21 protein-coding genes are annotated in these 18,013 nt (G+C 73.8%); 11 read left to right on the top strand and 10 right to left on the bottom strand.

Annotation, left to right across the window (positions count from 1 at the left end):
- Positions 1–18: 18 nt before the first annotated feature.
- A complete protein-coding gene (locus AB0H75_RS10115) occupies positions 19–396 on the top strand; it encodes an Rv2175c family DNA-binding protein (RefSeq protein ID WP_367793488.1) in 378 nt (125 codons plus the stop codon).
- On the top strand, positions 374–1,015 hold the full coding sequence (gene thiE, locus AB0H75_RS10110; RefSeq protein ID WP_367793485.1) for a thiamine phosphate synthase: 642 nt from the start codon (positions 374–376) through the stop codon (positions 1,013–1,015). Before AB0H75_RS10115 ends, thiE begins: the two co-directional genes overlap by 23 nt.
- A gap of 179 nt (positions 1,016–1,194) precedes the next feature.
- Here the strand turns inward: thiE and AB0H75_RS10105 are convergent, their stop codons facing one another.
- Positions 1,195–2,262 carry a polyprenyl synthetase family protein gene (locus AB0H75_RS10105; RefSeq protein WP_367793482.1) on the bottom strand — a complete coding sequence of 356 codons (1,068 nt, stop codon included), beginning with the start codon at positions 2,260–2,262 and terminating at the stop codon, positions 1,195–1,197.
- Between the two features lie 120 nt (positions 2,263–2,382).
- On the opposite strand from AB0H75_RS10105, the gene metF reads away from it, so the two are divergent.
- Positions 2,383–3,303 (top strand): methylenetetrahydrofolate reductase [NAD(P)H], encoded by a 921-nt coding sequence (metF, locus tag AB0H75_RS10100; RefSeq protein ID WP_367793479.1) that lies wholly within the window; start codon positions 2,383–2,385, stop codon positions 3,301–3,303.
- A 115-nt stretch (positions 3,304–3,418) separates the two neighbouring features.
- Here metF and AB0H75_RS10095 read toward each other — a convergent pair whose 3' ends face one another.
- Both AB0H75_RS10095 and AB0H75_RS10090 read right to left on the bottom strand, forming a co-directional pair.
- Entirely contained in the window at positions 3,419–3,994 is a 576-nt protein-coding gene (locus AB0H75_RS10095) for a GNAT family N-acetyltransferase (RefSeq protein ID WP_367793477.1), read from the bottom strand.
- A 10-nt stretch (positions 3,995–4,004) separates the two neighbouring features.
- On the bottom strand, positions 4,005–4,481 hold the full coding sequence (locus tag AB0H75_RS10090) for a YbaK/EbsC family protein (RefSeq protein ID WP_367793474.1): 477 nt from the start codon (positions 4,479–4,481) through the stop codon (positions 4,005–4,007).
- A gap of 97 nt (positions 4,482–4,578) precedes the next feature.
- Between AB0H75_RS10090 and AB0H75_RS10085 the strand changes: the two genes are divergently transcribed.
- Entirely contained in the window at positions 4,579–5,457 is an 879-nt protein-coding gene (locus tag AB0H75_RS10085) for a L,D-transpeptidase family protein (RefSeq protein ID WP_367793471.1), read from the top strand.
- 5 nt (positions 5,458–5,462) lie between these two features.
- Here the strand turns inward: AB0H75_RS10085 and AB0H75_RS10080 are convergent, their stop codons facing one another.
- On the bottom strand, positions 5,463–5,867 hold the full coding sequence (locus AB0H75_RS10080) for a winged helix-turn-helix transcriptional regulator (RefSeq protein WP_367793468.1): 405 nt from the start codon (positions 5,865–5,867) through the stop codon (positions 5,463–5,465).
- 80 nt (positions 5,868–5,947) lie between these two features.
- On the opposite strand from AB0H75_RS10080, the gene AB0H75_RS10075 reads away from it, so the two are divergent.
- On the top strand, positions 5,948–6,832 hold the full coding sequence (locus AB0H75_RS10075; RefSeq protein ID WP_367793465.1) for an NmrA family NAD(P)-binding protein: 885 nt from the start codon (positions 5,948–5,950) through the stop codon (positions 6,830–6,832).
- 43 nt (positions 6,833–6,875) lie between these two features.
- Here AB0H75_RS10075 and AB0H75_RS10070 read toward each other — a convergent pair whose 3' ends face one another.
- Both AB0H75_RS10070 and AB0H75_RS10065 read right to left on the bottom strand, forming a co-directional pair.
- Positions 6,876–7,433 (bottom strand): hypothetical protein, encoded by a 558-nt coding sequence (locus tag AB0H75_RS10070; protein ID WP_367793462.1) that lies wholly within the window; start codon positions 7,431–7,433, stop codon positions 6,876–6,878.
- A gap of 24 nt (positions 7,434–7,457) precedes the next feature.
- Positions 7,458–8,114, bottom strand: a complete 657-nt coding sequence (locus AB0H75_RS10065) for a TetR/AcrR family transcriptional regulator (RefSeq protein WP_367793459.1) — start codon at positions 8,112–8,114, stop codon at positions 7,458–7,460.
- Positions 8,115–8,208: 94 nt separating this feature from the next.
- Here AB0H75_RS10065 and AB0H75_RS10060 point away from each other — a divergent pair, with 94 nt between their 5' ends.
- From AB0H75_RS10060 to AB0H75_RS10035, 6 genes are all read left to right on the top strand, one after another.
- Entirely contained in the window at positions 8,209–9,399 is a 1,191-nt protein-coding gene (locus AB0H75_RS10060) for a cytochrome P450 (protein WP_367793456.1), read from the top strand.
- A gap of 11 nt (positions 9,400–9,410) precedes the next feature.
- On the top strand, positions 9,411–9,602 hold the full coding sequence (locus tag AB0H75_RS10055; protein ID WP_367793453.1) for a ferredoxin: 192 nt from the start codon (positions 9,411–9,413) through the stop codon (positions 9,600–9,602).
- Between the two features lie 506 nt (positions 9,603–10,108).
- A complete protein-coding gene (locus tag AB0H75_RS10050) occupies positions 10,109–10,495 on the top strand; it encodes an SAV_6107 family HEPN domain-containing protein (RefSeq protein ID WP_367793450.1) in 387 nt (128 codons plus the stop codon).
- Between the two features lie 265 nt (positions 10,496–10,760).
- A complete protein-coding gene (locus AB0H75_RS10045) occupies positions 10,761–11,378 on the top strand; it encodes a dihydrofolate reductase family protein (protein ID WP_367793447.1) in 618 nt (205 codons plus the stop codon).
- 14 nt (positions 11,379–11,392) lie between these two features.
- Positions 11,393–11,770 carry a YciI family protein gene (locus tag AB0H75_RS10040; RefSeq protein ID WP_367793444.1) on the top strand — a complete coding sequence of 126 codons (378 nt, stop codon included), beginning with the start codon at positions 11,393–11,395 and terminating at the stop codon, positions 11,768–11,770.
- Positions 11,771–11,793: 23 nt separating this feature from the next.
- A complete protein-coding gene (locus AB0H75_RS10035; RefSeq protein ID WP_367793441.1) occupies positions 11,794–13,125 on the top strand; it encodes an RNA polymerase sigma factor in 1,332 nt (443 codons plus the stop codon).
- Positions 13,126–13,448: 323 nt separating this feature from the next.
- On the opposite strand, the gene AB0H75_RS10030 is transcribed toward AB0H75_RS10035, so the two are convergent.
- The 4 genes from AB0H75_RS10030 to AB0H75_RS10015 all read right to left on the bottom strand — a co-directional run bounded on the left by AB0H75_RS10030 (position 13,449) and on the right by AB0H75_RS10015 (position 17,923).
- Positions 13,449–13,943, bottom strand: coding sequence for a transcriptional regulator (locus AB0H75_RS10030; RefSeq protein ID WP_026214021.1), 495 nt, complete (start codon positions 13,941–13,943; stop codon positions 13,449–13,451).
- Positions 13,944–14,244: 301 nt separating this feature from the next.
- Positions 14,245–15,111, bottom strand: coding sequence for a universal stress protein (locus AB0H75_RS10025; protein WP_367793437.1), 867 nt, complete (start codon positions 15,109–15,111; stop codon positions 14,245–14,247).
- A gap of 40 nt (positions 15,112–15,151) precedes the next feature.
- Entirely contained in the window at positions 15,152–16,576 is a 1,425-nt protein-coding gene (locus AB0H75_RS10020) for an amino acid permease (protein WP_367793434.1), read from the bottom strand.
- Between the two features lie 102 nt (positions 16,577–16,678).
- Positions 16,679–17,923, bottom strand: a complete 1,245-nt coding sequence (locus AB0H75_RS10015; RefSeq protein WP_367793431.1) for an arginine deiminase — start codon at positions 17,921–17,923, stop codon at positions 16,679–16,681.
- Between the last annotated feature and the right edge of the window lie 90 nt (positions 17,924–18,013).

Here is an 18,013-nt window from a genome sequence, read left to right as displayed (position 1 = left end):
TGTGGTAGTTGTGGTTCCGTGACGCTTTCTGTTGCGCAGATCGACCGGGAGACCGACCAACTCGTCAACGAGTGGCTCACGCTCCCCGAAGTGGCCCGGCGCCTCGACCTCTCGATCGGGCGGGCCAAGCAACTCCTCAAGGACCACAAGCTCCTCGGCGTGCGCCGGGAGGGCAGCGGTGCGCCGCAGGTGCCCGCGGTGTTCCTCGACGGGAAGGACGTGATGAAGGGCCTGCCCGGCACGCTGACCGTGCTGCAGGACGCCGGCTACGACGACGTCGAGTCCCTGCGCTGGCTCTTCACCCCCGACGACTCCCTGCCCGGCTCGCCCATCGAGGCGATCAGGGCCGGCCGTCACACGGAGGTCAAGCGGCGTGCCCAAGCCCTCGCTTTCTGAGGCCCGCCTCTATCTCTGCACCGACGGCCGCCGCGACCGCGGCGACCTGGCGCAGTTCCTCGACACGGTGCTGGCAGGCGGCGTGGACATCATCCAGCTGCGGGAGAAGGGCCTGGAGGCACGCGACGAACTCGCCCTCCTGGAGGTCTTCCGCGACGCCTGCGACCGGCACGGCAAGCTGCTGGCGGTCAACGACCGGGCGGACATCGCCTACGCCGCCCGTCCCGACGTGCTCCACCTGGGGCAGGACGACCTTCCCTTGACGGTCGCGCGAGAGATACTCGGCGACGACATCGTCATCGGACGGTCCACCCACTCCGCCGCCGAGGCGTCCGCCGCGGCCGTGGAGGAGGGCGTCGACTACTTCTGCTGCGGGCCCGTCTGGCCCACGCCCACCAAGCCCGGCCGCCCCGCGCCCGGCCCGTCGCTGCTGCGGCACGCGGCGTCGCTGGACACCTCGCGGCCGTGGTTCGGGATCGGCGGCATCGACCTCGCCAACCTGGACGAGGTCCTGTCGTACGGCGTGCGCCGGGTCGTGGTCGTGCGGGCGATCACCGACGCCGACGACCCCGGCGCGGCGGCGGCCGAGTTCGCCAAGCGCCTGGCCGCAGCGGCCTGACCCGTCACCCGACCACCGACGCCGCCCTCCCCGCACGGGGGAGGGCGGCGTCGTCGCGCCGGGGGCCGTCGGGCCGCGCGGTCGGGCCCGGCGCGGTCGGGCCACACGCGGTCAGGCCCGGCGCCGTTGGATCGGGAGCCGCCGGATCGGGAGCCGTCGGATCGGGAGCCGCCGGGTCGTCAGGTGCTGCGGGAGGTGGCGGCGACCGCCAGCTCCTTCAGCGCCGCGCGGGCCTCCTCGGTGACCGGAGCCCGGTCCAGCGCGGACAGCGCCTCGCCCAGGTAGTCGCCGATCAGACGCTCGCACTCGTCCAGCGCGCCCGTGCCCTCGATGACGCGGCGCAGCGTGGCCACCCCGCCCTCGTCCAGCCCGGGGTCGCCGAGCAGCCGCCGCACGGTCGCGGCGTCACCGGGGGAGGCGGCGGCCAGCGTGCGGGCCACCAGCATGGTGCGCTTGCCCTCGCGCAGGTCGTCGCCGGCGGGCTTGCCGGTCTGCGCCGGGTCGCCGAAGACGCCCAGGATGTCGTCGCGCAGCTGGAAGGCGATGCCGACCGCCTGGCCGTAGCCGGTGCACAGCTCGTCCATCCAGGGGGTGAGCTTGCGCGCGGCCAGCGCCAGGCCGAGCCGCAGCGGCTGCTCCACCGAGTACTTGCCGCTCTTGAACAGCGCCACCCGCAGCGCCGACTCGAAGGTGTTCTCCCCGTGCGCCTGCTCCAGCAGGTCGAGGTACTGGCCGCACATCAGCTCGGTGCGCATGTGGTCGTGCACCGGCTGGGCCGCCTCCAGCGACTCGCGCGGCAGGCCGCTGGTGCGCCACATCTCGCCCGACCAGATCAGCAGCAGGTTGCCCAGCAGGATCGCCGCGCCCTCGCCGAACTGCTCGGCCGAGCCGTGCCAGCCGGCCTTCTCGTGCAGGGTCTCGAAGCGGCGGTGCGCCGACGGCATGCCCCTGCGCAGGTCGCTCTTGTCCATCACGTCGTCATGGACGAGCGCGCTGGCCTGCAGCAGCTCCAGCGAGGCCGCCGCGGTGAAGATGGCGGGGTCGTCCGCGCCGCCCGCGCCGCGCCACCCCCAGTAGCAGAACGCGGGCCGCAGCCGCTTGCCGCCGGCCAGCAGGTCCTCGGCTGCCGCGCGCAGCGGCCGGAAATCGGGGTCGCCGGAGGCGGGCAGCTGGCGTTCGACGAAGGCGCCCAGGGCACGCTCCACGCGCGTGCGCAGGACGTCCATGCTCGCGGCGTCAGTGGTCATGTCTCCGAGACTAGTGGCCGGTCGGAGCGGTTCCGATCCGGGCCGGGGTGAGGTCCGCGAGCCGCCGGGGTGACGGCCGGGGGCCTCCGTGCCCGGCCCGGCTGCCTGTAGCCTTGGACCATGGCGCTCGGACGACCCTCCATCCTGCCGGGACGTGTCCCCACCGTCCGCGACATGCTCGCCGCCGGCGGCCGCACGTTCTCCTTCGAGTTCTTCCCGCCCAAGACCGACGAGGGCGAGCGGCAGCTCTGGAAGGCGATCAGGGAGCTGGAGTCGTTGCGGCCGACGTTCGTGTCGGTCACCTACGGCGCCGGCGGCTCCACCCGCGACCGCACCGTCGACATCGTCGAGCGCATCGCCCACGACACCACGCTCACCCCGGTGGCCCACTTCACCGCGGTCAACCACTCCGTCCGCGAGCTGCGCCACCTGGTCGGGCGCTTCGCCGACGCCGGGGTGCGCAACATCCTGGCCGTGCGCGGCGACCCGCCCGGCGACCCCACCGGCGAGTGGGTGCGGCACCCGGAGGGCGTGCTCTACGCCGAGGAGCTGGTGCGGCTGATCCGGCAGGCGGGCGACTTCTGCGTGGGCGTGGCGGCCTTCCCCTTCAAGCATCCGCGCTCGCCGTCCATCGAGTCCGACACCGAATACTTCGTGCGCAAGTGCCGGGCCGGCGCCGACTACGCGATCACGCAGATGTTCTTCCAGGCCGACGACTACCTGCGGCTGCGCGACCGGGTGGCGGCCCGGGGCTGCGACACGCCGATCATCCCGTGCATCATGCCGGTGACGCAGATGAGCACGATCGCGCGCTCCGAGCAGCTGTCGGGGGCGCCGTTCCCGCCCGACGTGGCGGCGCGCTTCGAGGCGGTCAAGGACGACCCGGCGGCGGTGCGGCGGCTCGGCATCGACCACGGCGCCGAGTTGTGCCAGCGGCTGCTGGACGAGGGCGCGCCGGGCATCCACTTCATCACCTTCAACCGCTCCAGCGCCTCGCGGGAGGTCTTCCAGCGCCTCGCGCCGGCTTCCTTGCCCGCCTGACATCCGCCCGCAGGGGGATCGGGCGGATGGCGGCGGGGAACTCCCATCGGACGGTAACGGAACGGTCACTCTCCGCCATCGTCATGCCCCGGCCCATGACACGGCAAACCCTGGTCTAGGAAAGGGGCAGCGGGCGGCCCGCGACGGCGTACTCCTCGTAGCCGCCGGGGAAGACGAACCCGCTGAGCAGGTCGGTGAAGCCGAGGCTGGCGTACAGATGGCGGGCCGCGGTCGGCCGGTCGTGGGTGGACAGCACGGCCGAGCGCTCGGGGCGGCCCGCGCAGAGCGTCCTGATCATGGCGCGGCCGATGCCCTTGCCCTGGTGGTCGGGGTGGACGTGGATCTCGGCCAGCTCGAAGGCGTGGCCCAGCCAGGCGTGGGCGACCTCGCGGCCCGACCGCTCGGCGAGCGCCCTGAACACCACGTCGTGCCACCACTGCCCGGGCGCGCCGCGGAAGCCGTAGGCGAAGCCCGCGACCACCGGCTCCCCGCGCCCGCCCGGCGCCGACGGTGAGTCGCGCAACTCCGCGAAATAGCACTGGAAATAGGGATATGACGCGTGGTTGCGCATGATGGCCTTGCGGCCGGTGATCTGGTCCGCGGGCGGGTTCATCGCGTCCGCGTAGATGCCGATCACCGTCTCCAGCCGCTCGGTGAACTCGGCCGGCCCCGCCCCGCGAAACTCGATCACCCGTCGCACCTTACTCGACGTCCACCGGAGTGCCCCCGGTGATCCGTACGAGCTCGTCGAACGTGGTCGGGAAGACCGTCAGCGGATGGCCGCCGGCCGCCCACACCACCTCGTGCTTGCTCAGCCAGTTGTCCACCAGGGTGCGCACCGGCGCCGGGTGCCCGACCGGGGCCACGCCGCCGATGGGCTGGCCGGTCGCCGCCCGGACGAACTCCGGGGTGGCCCGGCGCACGCTCGTCGCGCCCGCCGTACGCGCGACGAGCGCGGTGTCCACGCGGTGCGCGCCGCTCGTCAGCACCAGCAGCGGCGCGCCGTCGGCGTCGAAGATCAGGCTGTTGGCGATCGCCCCGACCTCGCAGCCGAGCTGCGCCGCGGCGCTCGCCGCGGTCGGCGCCTTCTCCGGCAGCACGATGACCTCGCCGCCCGCGCCCAGCTCCCGCAGTGCGGACTGCACGACGACGGCGTTGGGAGGCAACTTCTCAGACATGGGGACACTCTAAACAGGTTGACGGCTTCATTACCGGTTCATGGTGACTGGTGTAGGGTCCTTTGATCCGCTGTTCACGGCAGGAGAGGTGATACAGGTGGGGGTCGCACGGCTGTCCGGGACGGCTGCTCTGCTGACGGCGGGGGCCGTCGCGCTGGCGGGATGCGGAGCGACGGCGGCGCGCCCGGCACCCGCCCACTCGTCCGCCCACTCGTCCGCCCACTCGTCCACACGGTCGCCTGCTCCGGCGCCCGTCCAGGCCCGGCCGGGCGGGGGCGCCGCCGCGCAGGCCGGCCCCGCCGCCACCACCTCGGCCGCCACCCCGGCCGCCGCCCCGCGCAAGACGCTGCGGCTGGGCGCCAAGGGCAAGGCCGTCACCTGGATGCAGCGGCGGCTCGCCGACCTGGGCTACCGCCCCGGCAGCGCCGACGGCCGGTACGGCGGCACCACGCTGGCGGCCGTCTGGGCGTTCCAGAAGGTCAACGGCATCAGGCCGACCAGCACGATCGCCAGGCGCACCTGGGAGGCCCTGGAGAGCCCGAGGGCTCCCAAGGTCCTGGTGCCCCGCGGCCGGCCGACCCGCGCCGAGGTCAACCTCACCAAGCAGATCATGGTCCTGTACGTCGGCGGGCAGCCGAAGCTCATCACCCACATCTCCTCCGGCAGCGGCGTCCCGTACTGCGAGACCGCGGTGTGGCAGGGCAAGGAGCAGCGCTTCTGCGGCTCGGCCAGGACGCCCACCGGCGACTACCGGACCACCTGGCGCGCGAGCGGCTGGCACAGGTCCTACCTCGGCGAGCTGTACAACCCGATCTTCTTCAACGGCGGCATCGCCTTCCACGGCGCGCTGTCGGTGCCGCTCTCGCCGGCCTCCCACGGCTGCGTGCGCATGCCGATGAACGTGGCCGAAGTGCTGCCCGGCCTGCTCGGCAAGGGCGTGCCGGTGCACGTGCGCGGCCGGTTCGCGGGCCTGTGAGCTAGCTAGCCCGCCTCTCCCGGGTGGGCGGCGTCCCAGCGGCTCCTGGCCGCCTCCATCGCGTCCTTGTGCTCCCTCGACCAGCCGGCCAGGCCCTCGATCGCCGTGGCCAGGCTCAGGCCGATCGGGGTCAGGCGGTACTCGACCTGCGGCGGGATCGTCGGGTAGGCCGTCCGCTCGACCAGGCCGTCCCGGCACAGCCGCCGCGTGGTCAGCGTCAGCATGCGCTGCGAGATGCCGGGGATCGCCCGGTGCAGCTCCCTGAACCGCCGCACCCCCTTGGCCAGCTCCACCATCACCAGCACCGTCCACTTGTCGCCGAGCCGGTCGAGCACGTCCCGGATCCCGCAGTCGTCGTCCCCGCACGGCCCGCTGAGCTGGGGGGTTACGCCGGTGTGCGCGACTGACATGAAAGTGCCTCCTTACGGCGGGCGCCCGGGCGCGCCCATGCTGGACCCGGTCCGACCGGAACAACAACAGGAGGGGACCGATGATTCTCGTCACCGGCGTGTCGGGACGGCTGGGCGGGGCGATCCTCGCCGGGCTGCGGGCTCTGGACGGGGTGGAGGTGGCCGGGGCGAGCAGCTCCGGCGGCGGGACGGCGGGCGTCCGGCTCGCCGACTTCGACCGGCCGCGGACGCTGGAGCCGGCGTTCGCGGGCGTGGACGTGCTGGTGTTCGTCTCGGCCGGGTACGCCGAGGACGACGTCGTCCTGGCCCGCCACGGGGCGGTGGTGCGGGCGGCCGCCGCGGCGGGCGTGCGGCACGTCGTCTACACGAGCCTGGCGGGGTCGGGGGAGCTGCTGACGATCGCGCTCGCGCACCGCTGGACCGAGGCGTGCCTGGCCGGGGCGCCCTTCGCCGTCACGGTCCTGCGCAACGGCCTGTACGCCGAGCTGGCGGCCGGGCTGGCGCTCGCCGGAGCCGCCGGGGCGGCCGGGAGCGGGACGTTCGCCGCGCCGCTCGGCGGCGGGCGGCTGCCGGTGGTGGCCCGCGACGACCTGGCGGCCGCGGCCGTGCGGGTGGCGGCCGAGGCGCAGGCGGACCTGGCGGCGGCCGGGGAGCCGGGGCGGCACGCGGGGCGGACGTACGAGCTGGAGGGCGTGGCCGCGGTGGGCGGGCGGGACCTCGCCGGGGCACTGGCGGGCGTCCTCGGCAGGCCCGTGGTGTATCGGCCGGTGCCGCTGGGCGAGGCGCGGACCGCGCTGGCGGGGCTGATGGAGCCGTACCAGGTGGGGCACAGCATGTCCACCTACGCGAACGTCGTCGCCGGGCTGATGGAAGGGCGGGGCGGCGACCTGACAACGCTCGTGCCCGAGCCGCGGCCGGTCCTGGACGTCATCACGGCCACGCTGAAGGCGGCCCTGGCGGGCTGAGCCAGGGGCTCAGGGGGAAGCGGGGTTCACGAGGAGGCTGGGCTCAGGGGGAGGCGGGGCGGGCCCGTTCCGGCTCGGCGGGGGACCCGGGGGCGGGCGGCGCGCCGCGGCTGGCGGCCAGGGCGAGCCCGGCGGCCTGCGCGAGCCCCGCGACGGGCAGCAGGAACGCCGTCGCCGGATGCCAGGCGGGCAGCCCGGCCACGAAGTCGGGCACCTGGGTGAGGCCGGCCAGCAGGCGCGGCGGGTCGATGAGGGCCACCACGCAGCCCAGCGCGTACGGCACGATGAGGAAGCCCGACAGCACCAGCAGGAACGTCCGCCCCCGGCGCCGCCGCCCCAGCAGCCACCCGATGACCAGGTAGGCCAGCGCGGTCGCCCCCACCACGAGGGCCGTGCCGGCCACCACGTGCCAGGCGCCCACGCCGAGCGTCGTCAGCCCGTCGGCCCCGATCCGGCCGCCCTCCCAGCCGGGGCCGCGCACCTGCGCCTCGGCGGCCTGCCCGACGGCGATCCGCCCGGCCAGCGCGTACGCCGCCACCAGCACCGGCCCGAGCGCCAGCAGCGCCGCGCCGATCCGCCGCCCCCGGCCGCCGCCCCCCATGCGCAATCCCTTCCTTGATCGCTCTCAGCTTGCCATCCCCGGCGGCCCGGCGTGAATCCTGGCGACGGCCCGCGTCTCCAGCGTGCGCAGCCCCTCCAGGGCGATCCCGGCCGCGCGGCGGGCGATCACCTGGATCCGCTGCAGCGACCGGTCGCCGCAGAGGTGCGTCATCACGGCCAGCTTGACCGCGCCGAACAGCGCGCCCACCGCGGCCGCCGCCTCCAGCTCGTCCAGCTCGTCCGGGCACACCTCGTGCAGCGCCCTGGCCAGCCTGAGCTGGCTGTCGTAGAGCAGCAGCAGCGCCCGCCCCTGCAGGGCCGGCTCGGTCATGATGAGCCGCATCCGCAGCTCGGCCTCCTCGAACGTGACCAGCTCGCCGGACTCCCTCGCCTGCTCGAAGCCCTCGTCGATGAGCCGCAGCAGCAGCGCCACGACCGACTCCCCGGGCCGCCGGCCGGCCAGCAGCTCCAGCGCCCGCTCCACGCGGCCCTCGGCGTCGTGGAAGACCAGGTCCTCCTTGCCGTTGAAGTAACTGAAGAAGGTCCGGGTGGACACCTCCGCCCCGGCGGCGATCTCCGCGAGGGTGGTGTCGGCGTAGCCCTTCTCCGCGAACAGCCGGAGCGCGGCCTCGATCAGCGCCCGGCGCGTGCGCTGTTTCTTGCGCTCCCGCAGTCCTGCCATGGGCGAACTGTACTGCATGTCCTTTATTTTTTCACCCATTGCAAAATTTCAATCGGTGAGGTCTTCTGGAGGCACGATCGAGAGGAGCCGAGGCATGTCCGATCTGACCCTTCCCATGGTCCGGCAACGCCCGCTGGACCCGCCCGACGAGCTCGGCGAGCTGCGGCGGCAGGCGTCCATGCACCACCTGACCTTCGCCGACGGCCACGTCGGCTGGCTCGTCACCGGCTACGCCGCCGCCCGCGCCGTGCTGGCCGACCCGGCCTTCTCCAACCGCCCCGAGCACATGCACCCGCCCATCCCCAGCAGGATGCAGCTGATGAGGCGGGAGGACCTCAAGGTGTTGCCCGGCATGTTCCTGCGTACCGACCCGCCCGAGCACACCCGCTACCGCAAGCTGCTGACCGGGCAGTTCACCGTGCGCAGGATGAAGACGCTGGAGCCCAGGATCGCCGAGATCACCGAGGACCGGCTGGACGCCATGGAGGCCGCGGGGCCGCCCGCCGACCTGGTGCGGGACTTCGCGCTGCCCATCCCGTCCCTGGTGATCTGCGAGCTGCTCGGGGTGCCGTACGAGGACCGCTCCCGCTTCCAGGAGGACGCCCGGGTCCTGTTCAACCTGGAGAGCAAGGCGGAGGACGCGCTGGCCGCCGTGGGCAGCACGCTGGCGTACCTGCACGGGCTCATCCGGCGCAAGCGCGAGGAGCCGGGCGACGACCTGCTCGGCGGGCTCGTCGAGGGCGGCGAGCTGAACGACGAGGAGCTGGCCGGGGTCGGGTTCCTGCTGCTGATCGCGGGGCACGAGACCACCGCCAACATGCTGGGGCTCGGGACGTACGCGCTGCTCACCAACCCCGGCCAGCTCGCCGCCATGCGCGACGACCCCGGCGTCGTGGACAACGGCGTCGAGGAGTTGCTGCGCTACCTCACGATCATCCACCTGGGGCCGATCCGGGTGGCGGAGCGGGACGTCGAGATCGAGGGCAACCTCATCAGGAAGGGGGAGAACGTCGTGCTCAGCCTGGGGACGGCCAACCGCGACCCGGCCCGCTTCCCCGGCGGCGACACGCTCGACGTCACCCGGCCCGCGGGCGGCCACCTCACCTTCGGCCACGGCATCCACCAGTGCCTGGGCCAGCAGCTCGCCCGCGCCGAGATGCGCATCGCCTACCCCGCGCTGCTCAGGCGCCTGCCTGGCCTACGCTTGGCCGTGAGGCCGGAGGAGGTGCCGATGCGCTCGGACATGAGCATCTACGGAGTGCACCGCCTCCCTGTCACCTGGTAGAGGTCATCACCATGGAAATCAAGGCAGACACGACCGTGTGCATCGGCGCCGGTATGTGCGCGCTCACCGCGCCGCAGTTGTTCGACCAGAGCGAGGACGAGGGCACGGTGCTGGTGTTGCAGCGCGAGGTGCCCGCGGAGCTGGAGGACACCGTGCGGCGTGCCGTCAACCTGTGCCCCTCGGGAGCCATCTCGGCCACCTGACCGCGCCCGGGGGCACCCGGGCCGTCTGGGGACAGTCGTCAGCCCGCCGCCAGGGGGCCGTCCGCCGCCGCGACACGCCGTCGCGGCGGCGGATCGCCCTGCTGGGGCGGGCTTTTTCAAGGTCATCGAACCTGTGTTCGTGGAATCGGTTGACACCGCAGGGTGATCGAAATTATGTTCGACCTAGTGACGGTGAGGCTCGCGGCTCAACGTCACCCGGACCTGGTCGCGGAGATCGCTCTCCGAGCGGGACCCGCGGCCAGGCTCCACGGGCGAAGGACGCGTCCTCGTCGTCGGCGGAGACGAGTGGGCGTGTCCTGGCCGGACGGGGAGAGGGGAAGCTCCTCGTCCGGCCAGCCCGGCGGAAATGTCGGTGGCGTCTGAGAGTGTTGACATCACCGGTGAGGAAGCCGGCAGCCGCCCACGATTCCAAGGAGGCGCGCAAGATGGCACCAAGGCCCAGAGACACGCCCGGGCCCCGGCTGTCGCCTGCGGTTCGGGCACATTTGGCCGACGCACGTTCCAGCCTGGCGGAGGCGAGCGCCGCTCGCACCCCGGCGTCCCGATATGTGGCCGCGCACCTGGCGGCCCTGAGAGCGGCCGCGGCGATGCTGGCGGCCCGTCCCCGTCCCGGCGAGAGCCGCAGGCGCAAGCTGCGCAGCGCCTGGGAGCTGCTGCCCGAGGCCGAGCCGCACCTGGCCGAGTGGGCCGCCTACTTCTCGGTGACCGCCGCCAAGCGGGCCGCCGCGGAGGCGGGCATGGTCAGCCGCATCAACGCGGCCGAGGCCGACGAGATCCTGGCGGAGGCCCAGACCTTCGTCTCCACGGTCGAAGACCTGCTGGGGGTTCCCGTCCAGCCCCAACTACCACTCAACGTCCCCCTCGCCGGTTGAATCCCCGATCCGGCCGTCCCGACAAGGACGAGGGGACGCCTGAAACCGCCTGACCGACAGGCGGTCCAGCGGCCTGGCACGCCCGGCCGCCCTTCCGCGGGCGCAGCATGCCCCGAGAACGATCCGCCGCGGCCCCAGTGATTTCTCCGGTCACTTCCGCCCATCGCGGCGTCACCTGTCTGTCCGACCCTCCGGTCCTCGTCATACCTGTGCCGGGCCGCTCGCGGCGGCTCCACCACCGGCATGAGACGAGGAGAGCGACAGCATGGGCACCATCAGCGCCTTCGAGAGCGTCACCCTGGACGGGGTCATGCAGGGCCCGGGGCGGCCCGACGAGGACACCCGGGGCGGTTTCCGCCACGGCGGCTGGGGCGTGGGCCACGCCGACGAGGTGACCGGGCGGTTCGCCGGATCGGGCATGGCGCGCACCAGGGCGCTGCTGTTCGGCCACCGGACCTACGACGACCTGCTGCGGCACTGGACGTCGGTCGCCGGGCCCAACCCGTTCACCGAGGCGCTGCTCAACCAGCGCAAGTACGTCGCCACCCGCGACGGCGGCGCCCGCCTGGCCTACCCCAACTCCATCCCGCTGGCGGGCGAGGCCACCGAGACCGTGGCGCGGCTGAAGACGGAGATCGACGGGGTGATCACCGTGATCGGGAGCGGCGAGCTGGTCCGCGCGCTCCACCGGGCCGGGCTGGTCGACGAGTACGTCCTGCTGATCCACCCGATCGTGCTCGGCTCGGGCACCCGGCTGTTCGGCGACGGCGACGGCGACGGCGACGGTGGCGGCGACGGTGGCGGCGGCCGGGCCGACCTCGTGCTGGAAGAGTCGGTCACCTCCACCACCGGCGTCGTCGTCGCCCGCTACCAGGTCAAGTGAGAGAGGATCACGTCATGCGGTACATGTTGCTGTTCCACTACGGAGAGGCGAGCGAGGAGACGATCGGGCCCGAGCAGATGGCGGCCGGCATGCGGGCGTTCGCCAGCTACGCCGCGACGCTGGAGCAGGCCGGCGTCCTGGTGAGCGGGCAGGTGCTGCAGCCGTCGTCCGCCTCCACCACGCTCACCTGCGCGGACGGGGAGCCGCGCATCCAGGACGGGCCGTTCGCCGACACCAAGGAGCAGCTCGGCGGGGTGATCGTCATCGACGTGCCGGACCTCGACGCGGCCCTGGAATGGGCGCGGCAGGCGCCGCCGGCCTCCTGGGGCACGGTCGAGATCCGGCCGGGCGCGGTGCACATCGAGGCCGGCGCGTGGGTCCCGTCCTCGTGACCGGGAAACCACCGGAGACCGCTGTGGGGCCGTGGAAGGTGCCGGAGACCGTCGCGGGGCCGGCGGAGGCGGCGGAGGCTGTGGTGGGGCCGGAGGCCGTCGCGGGGCCGGGGGCTGTGGCGGGGCCGGGGGAGGCGGCGGAGGTCGCGGCGGAGGCGGCGGAGCGCGCGGCGCGGGCGTCCTTCGGCCGGCTGGTCGCGCTGCTGGCCGAGCCCACCGGCGACCTGCAGCTCGCCGAGGACACCCTGGCGCAGGCGTTCGAGCAGGCGCTGACCAGGTGGCCGCGCGACGGGGTGCCGGACAACCCGGAGGGCTGGCTGCTGACGGTCGCGCGCAACCGCCAGCGGGACTTCTGGAAGTCCGCCGCGCACCGCCGCTCCGCTCCGCTGGAGGAGGCCGCGGGCCGCGGGGACGACGCCGACCCGCTGGACGGCATCGGCACCGACCCGATCCCGGAGCGGCGGCTGGCCCTGCTGTTCGTCTGCGCGCACCCGGCGATCGCCGCGAACGCCCGCACGCCGCTCATGCTGCAGACCGTGCTCGGCTTCGACTCCGCCGAGATCGCGCGGGCGTTCGCCGTGCCCGCCACGGCGATGTCGCAGCGGCTCGTACGCGCCAAGCGGCGGATCCGCGACGCCAGGATCCCCTTCGCCGTCCCCGGCCGGCAGGCGATGCCCGAGCGGCTGGCGCCGGTGCTGGAGGCGGTGTACGGCTGCTACGCCCTGGCCTGGCCGGAGCGCGGCGACGGCGGCTCGCTCGCCGGCGAGGCCCGCTACCTCGCCACCACCGCGGCGACCCTGCTGGAGGACCAGCCGGAGGCGTGGGGGCTGGCCGCGCTGCTCACCCTGGCCTCGGCGCGGGCGCGGCGGCCCGGCCTGCCGTTCCTGCCGCTGGAGGAGCAGGACCCGTCGAGCTGGGACCGGCGGCTCATCGCCGAGGGCGAAGGGTACCTGCGCAGGGCCGAGCGTCCCGGCCAGGCGCCCGGGAGGTTCCAGCTGGAGGCGGCGATCCAGGCCGTCCACTGCGACCGCGCCAGGACCGGCAGGACGGACTGGCACGCGCTCCGGGTGCTCTACACCGCGCTGGTCGCCGTCGCACCCAGCCTGGGCAGCCGGGTCGCGCGCGCGGCCGTCGTGGGGCGCACCGAGTCGCCCGAGCACGGGCTCGCGCTGCTCGACGCCCTTCCTCCCGAGCGGGAGCGGTTCCAGCCGTACCACGCGACCCGGGGGGACCTGCTGGCCCGGCTCGGGCGGCACGAGGCGGCGTCGACGGCGTACGCCGAGGCCGCCGCGCTCGCGAGCGACCCGGAGGTGCGGGCCTTCCTGCACCGCCGCGCCACCGCACCCGCCCGCTAAGGCCCGCCCGCCAGGGCCGCCCGCGCCCGTCCGCTAAGGCCCGCCCGCGCCCGCGCGCGCCCACTAAGGCCGGCCCGCGCCCGCCCGCGCCCACTAAGGCCGTCCGCGCCCGCGCGCCAGGGGCCGCCCGCGCGCGCCAAGGTGCGCGTTCCGGTCCCTGCCGGGTCGGTCGCCGGGGCCGGGAACGCGAAAGAGCCCGCCGCTACGGCGGGCTCTTTCGTGGTCCGGCGGCGGACGGCCGGACGCGACCGGCCGGCTCGATCGGCCTACCCGATCGGCCCGCCCGATCGGCGCGGTGGCCGGTCGGGCGGGATCGCCTCGGGTCAGAAGGACTCGACGGCCCGGCGGGCCTCGGCGTCCAGGACGCCCCAGCTGATGAGCTCCTCGGTCAGCTCGCTCGGCGACTTGTCATAGATCACGGCCAGGGAGCGCAGGTCCTCCTGGCGGATCGACAACACCTTGCCGTTGTAGTCGCCACGCTGGCTCTGGATGGTGGCGGCGTAACGCGCGAGCGCCCCCGCCTTCTCCTTCGGCAGCGTCGCCAGCCGCTCCAGGTCGATCACAAGCTTCGGCGTCGGCCCGAGCGGGCTCGGCGCGGCTCCGCCCGGCAGCAGCTCCGAGACGGGCACCCCGTAGAAGTCGGCAAGCTCGGCAAGCTTCTGCACCGTGACGGCGCGGTCGCCACGCTCGTACGAGCCCACGACCACGGCTTTCCACCGGCCACGCGACTTCTCCTCGACTCCATGCAGGGACAGGCCCTGCTGGGTGCGGATGGCGCGAAGTCGTGCACCCAGCGACTTTGCGTACTCAGACGGCATCGTGTGGCCCCCCGGCTCTCGTATGTGTAGCTCTTAGTAGATTGTGCTCCCTTGCGGCATATGCCCCGGCCACCGGGGGGTCTGGTGCCGCGCTCGGCACCATCGGTAGCCGTGGCTCTGGGTTTACCCCAGGAGCCCACAAGGTGTGGTTACGCACAGTGACGGTAAAGGGGCGGACGCCTAAGGTCAAGCTGATTGGAAAAAAGATGTCGAATCCGGTGCGGTAGGGATCGCCACAATCGCCCCTCATGTCCCAGAGGGAACGTTACTTCGTTACGGTATGTCCATTCATGTCCCCCTGTCAGGGACGTCGCGGCAGAATCAGCACCGGCCGGACCGCCGCCCGGACGATCTTCAGCGAGGTGTCCCCGAGGAAGACCCGGCGAAGTGGCCCGGTGTCGCTGGAAGCGCATATGATCATCTCGCCGGGGAGCCACGACGCCGTGCCGAGCGCCTGCCCGACGCTGCGGCCCTCCAGCAGCTCGACCTCCACGCGCGTGCGCCGCGCCTGCCCGCGTGCCGCCGTCCGCAGGTCGGCAGCGGCCTGCGCGCGCAGCCTGGCGAGCATGTCCTGCTCGGCCCTGGCCGGCCGGCCGGCGCTGACCACCAGCGTGACCAGCCGCAGCGGCAGGCCGAGCGCCACCGCGGCCCTGGCGGCGTCCTTGACCGCGGCGTCGCAGCCGGGGCCGCGCCGGTAGGCGACGGTGAGGCGGTCGAAGGCGGGCGGCGGGTCCTCGCCGAACCCGCGCGGGGCGAGCAGCACGGGGACGGAGGAGGCGTGCAGGAGCTGGTCGGCCGTGCTGCCGACGGAGATGCGCCCCCGCGCGCCGCCCGGGGCCGAGCCGATCACCACGACGCCGGCCGCCCGCCGGCGCGCCAGCTCCACCAGCGCGCGCCCGCTGTGCCTGCCGGTGTGGACGACGTACTCGGCCTCCTCGCCCGCCAGCTCGCGGGCCCGGGCGAGCGCCGCGGCGGCCTGCTCGGCCAGGTACGCCCGCCAGGCGCCGTCCTCAGCCCTGGCGGGGCCCGGCGTGGGCCAGGCGGGCGGGCGCACGTGCGCCACCGTCAGCCGGGCGCCGGCCGCGCGCCGCAGCAGCAGCGCCAGCTCCAGGCCGTCCCGGCCGCGCGGCCCCGGCACGTAGCCGGCCAGCACCTCGTCGAGCCTCACCGGGCCGCCCCGCGATCCCCGGGGCGGGCCGTTCCCGCCCTCATCCCGGCGGCCCGGCGTTCAGGCGGGAGTGGCGGTAGCCGTAGAGGAAGTAGCAGGCCAGGCCCGCCAGCATCCACGACCCGAACGCCACCCAGGTCGGCCTCGACAGCCCCGCCATCACCAGCACGCACATGGCCGCCCCCAGCACCGGCGTGAGCGGGTAGAGCGGGACGCGGAAGCCGCGCCGCAGGTCGGGGCGGCGCCGCCGCAGCACCAGCACGCCCACGTTGACCAGGGCGAAGGCGAACAGGGTGCCGATGCTGGTGGCCTCGGCGAGCTGCCCCAGCGGCACCAGCCCGGCCAGCGCCGAGACGAACCCGGCCACGATGAGGGTGTTGGCGACCGGCACCTGCCGGCGCGGGTCGACCCGCTGGAACACGCGCGGGACGAGCCCGTCGCGGGACATCGCGAACAGGATGCGGGTCTGGCCGTACATGACGGTCAGCACGACGCTGGCGATGGCCACCGCCGCGCCGGCCGCCACGACCAGCCCCGGCCAGGCGGCCCCGGTGGCCTGGACGGCGATGGCCGACAGGCTCGCCTCGGAGGCGCCGGGGTCGAACTCCGTCCACGGCCGGGCGCCCACGGCGGCCACCGCCACCAGCACGTACACGGCGGTCACGACGGCCAGCGACAGGATGATGGCCCGCGGCAGGTCGCGCCGCGGGTCGCCGGCCTCCTCGCCGGCCGTGGAGGCCGCGTCGAAGCCGATGTAGGAGAAGAACACCTGCGAGGCCGCCGCGCCCACCCCCGCCACGCCGAGCGGCGCGAACGGCGCCAGGTTGCCCGACCGGAAGGCGGTGAACGCCACCACGCAGAAGAACAGCAGCACCGCCACCTTGACGAGCACGAACAGGGCGTTGGCCCGCGCGCTCTCGGAGGCGCCGCGCAGCAGCAGCCAGGTGGCCAGCGCCACGACCACGACCGCGGTGAGGTTGACCACGCCGCCGTCCTGCCCGGGGGAGCGGGTGATCGCCGCTGGCAGCCCGTCGCCGCCCAGCGCGCGCAGGAACGCGTTGAGGTACTCGCCCCACCCGACGGCCACGGCCGCCACGGACACGGCGTACTCCAGCATGAGGCACCAGCCGCACACCCAGGCCACCAGCTCGCCCAGCGTCGCGTACGCGTAGGAGTAGGAGGAGCCGGACACCGGGATCGTGCCGGCCAGCTCCGCGTACGACAGGGCCGACAGCAGCGCCGTGACCGCCGCCAGCACGAACGACAGCACCACGGCCGGCCCGGCCTTGGGCACCGCCTGCCCGAGGATGACGAAGATGCCGGTGCCCAGCGTGGCGCCCACGCTGAACAGCGTGAGCTGCCACAGCGACATCGTGCGCCGCAGCTCGCCGCCCTCGCCCGCGCCGCCCTCGGCCACCAGGCGCTCGGCGGGTTTGGTACGGAACAGCCGCGCGGCCGGAGTCATCCGCCCCACCCCCTGCGAACGTGCTCGTCGGCGGCCCCCGCCGCGTCGCTTGACGATCGTGCCCCCAGCCGCGCCGAGTATGCGCGCACCCAGGCACGGCCCTCAGATGCCGTCCCGTTCCAGGGGGCAGCTCATGCAGCGCGGCCCGCCGCGGCCCCGGCCCAGCTCGCTGCCGCGGATGGTGATCACCTCGATGCCGTGGTCGCGCAGGTAGGCGTTCGTGGTCGTGTTGCGCTCGTAGGCGACGACCACGCCGGGCTCCAGGGCCAGGCCGTTGCAGCCGTCGTCCCACTGCTCGCGGGCGGCCGCCCGGACGTCCTGCGCCGGGGTCAGCACGGTGATCTCCGGCAGGTCGAGCGCGTGCGCGATGGCCCGGTGCATGTCCTCGGGCGGGTGGTCGGTGAAGCGCAGCTCCTTGGCGGTGCGGCCGGGCTCGATGGTGTACGCCGGCAGCATGCCGAGCCCCGCGTACTTGGTGAACACGCCCACGTCGAGCATGGTCATCACCGTGTCGAGGTGCATGAACGCCCGCGCCTTCGGCAGGTCCAGCGCCACGATCCGGTGCGCCGAGCCGGCCAGGAACAGCCGCCGCGCCAGCATCTCCACCGCCTGCGGCGTGGTGCGCTCGCTCATCCCGACCAGGACCGCGCCGCGCCCGATGACCAGCACGTCGCCGCCCTCCATGGTGGCGGGCGCGCTGGGGTGCCCCGGCATCCAGCAGTGGAAGCCGCCCTGCCCCGGCCGGCCGAAGCCGCCGGCGAACATCGGGTGGTACATGTAGACGGCCTCCATGTTGACCGTCTCGCGCATGCGGGCCTTCTTGCGCATGGCGTTGATCGCCACGCCGTCGTACACCCAGCAGGACGGGTCGCGGGTGAACAGGTGGTTCGGCAGCGGCGGCAGGATGAAGTCGTGCTCGCCCATGGCGTGGAAGGTCACCGACTGCGGCGCGCAGCCCAGCTCGGCCAGCTCGCCCTTGGTGATGCCGCCGGTCAGGTAGACCTGCAGCGTGGCCGAGTCCATCGCGTCCAGGGTGTTGCGGATGTCGTCGATCGCCACCGGCCCCAGCCAGCGCTCGTCCACCACCGCGTCGAGGATGTGCTTGCGCGCCTCGGGGATCTCGACCGTTTCCCGCAGCAGGTCGTCGAGCATGTGGATGACGACGCCGCGCGAGCGCAGCACCTGCTGGAACTCCTCGTGCTCCTCCATCGCCCGCTGCACCCAGAGAACGTCGTCGAACAGGAACGCGTCCTTGTTGGCCGGGGTGAGCCGCCTGAGCGCGAGGTCGGGCTTGTGCAGGAGGACCTGGCGCAGCCGCCCTACCTCCGAATCGACGTGGAATGTCATTTTTGCCATATCCCCGGCAGGCAGCCCAATATCACTCGCCATCACTCCTCGTGTCGGCCGGGGCGTTCACGTCGTACCTGGTAGCCCCTG

The sequence above is a fragment of the Nonomuraea sp. NPDC050783 genome (assembly GCF_040802095.1).
GTDB lineage: Bacteria > Actinomycetota > Actinomycetes > Streptosporangiales > Streptosporangiaceae > Nonomuraea.
Note: the sequence above shows the minus strand (reverse complement) of the source record. Positions and strands in the feature narration are given on the sequence as shown.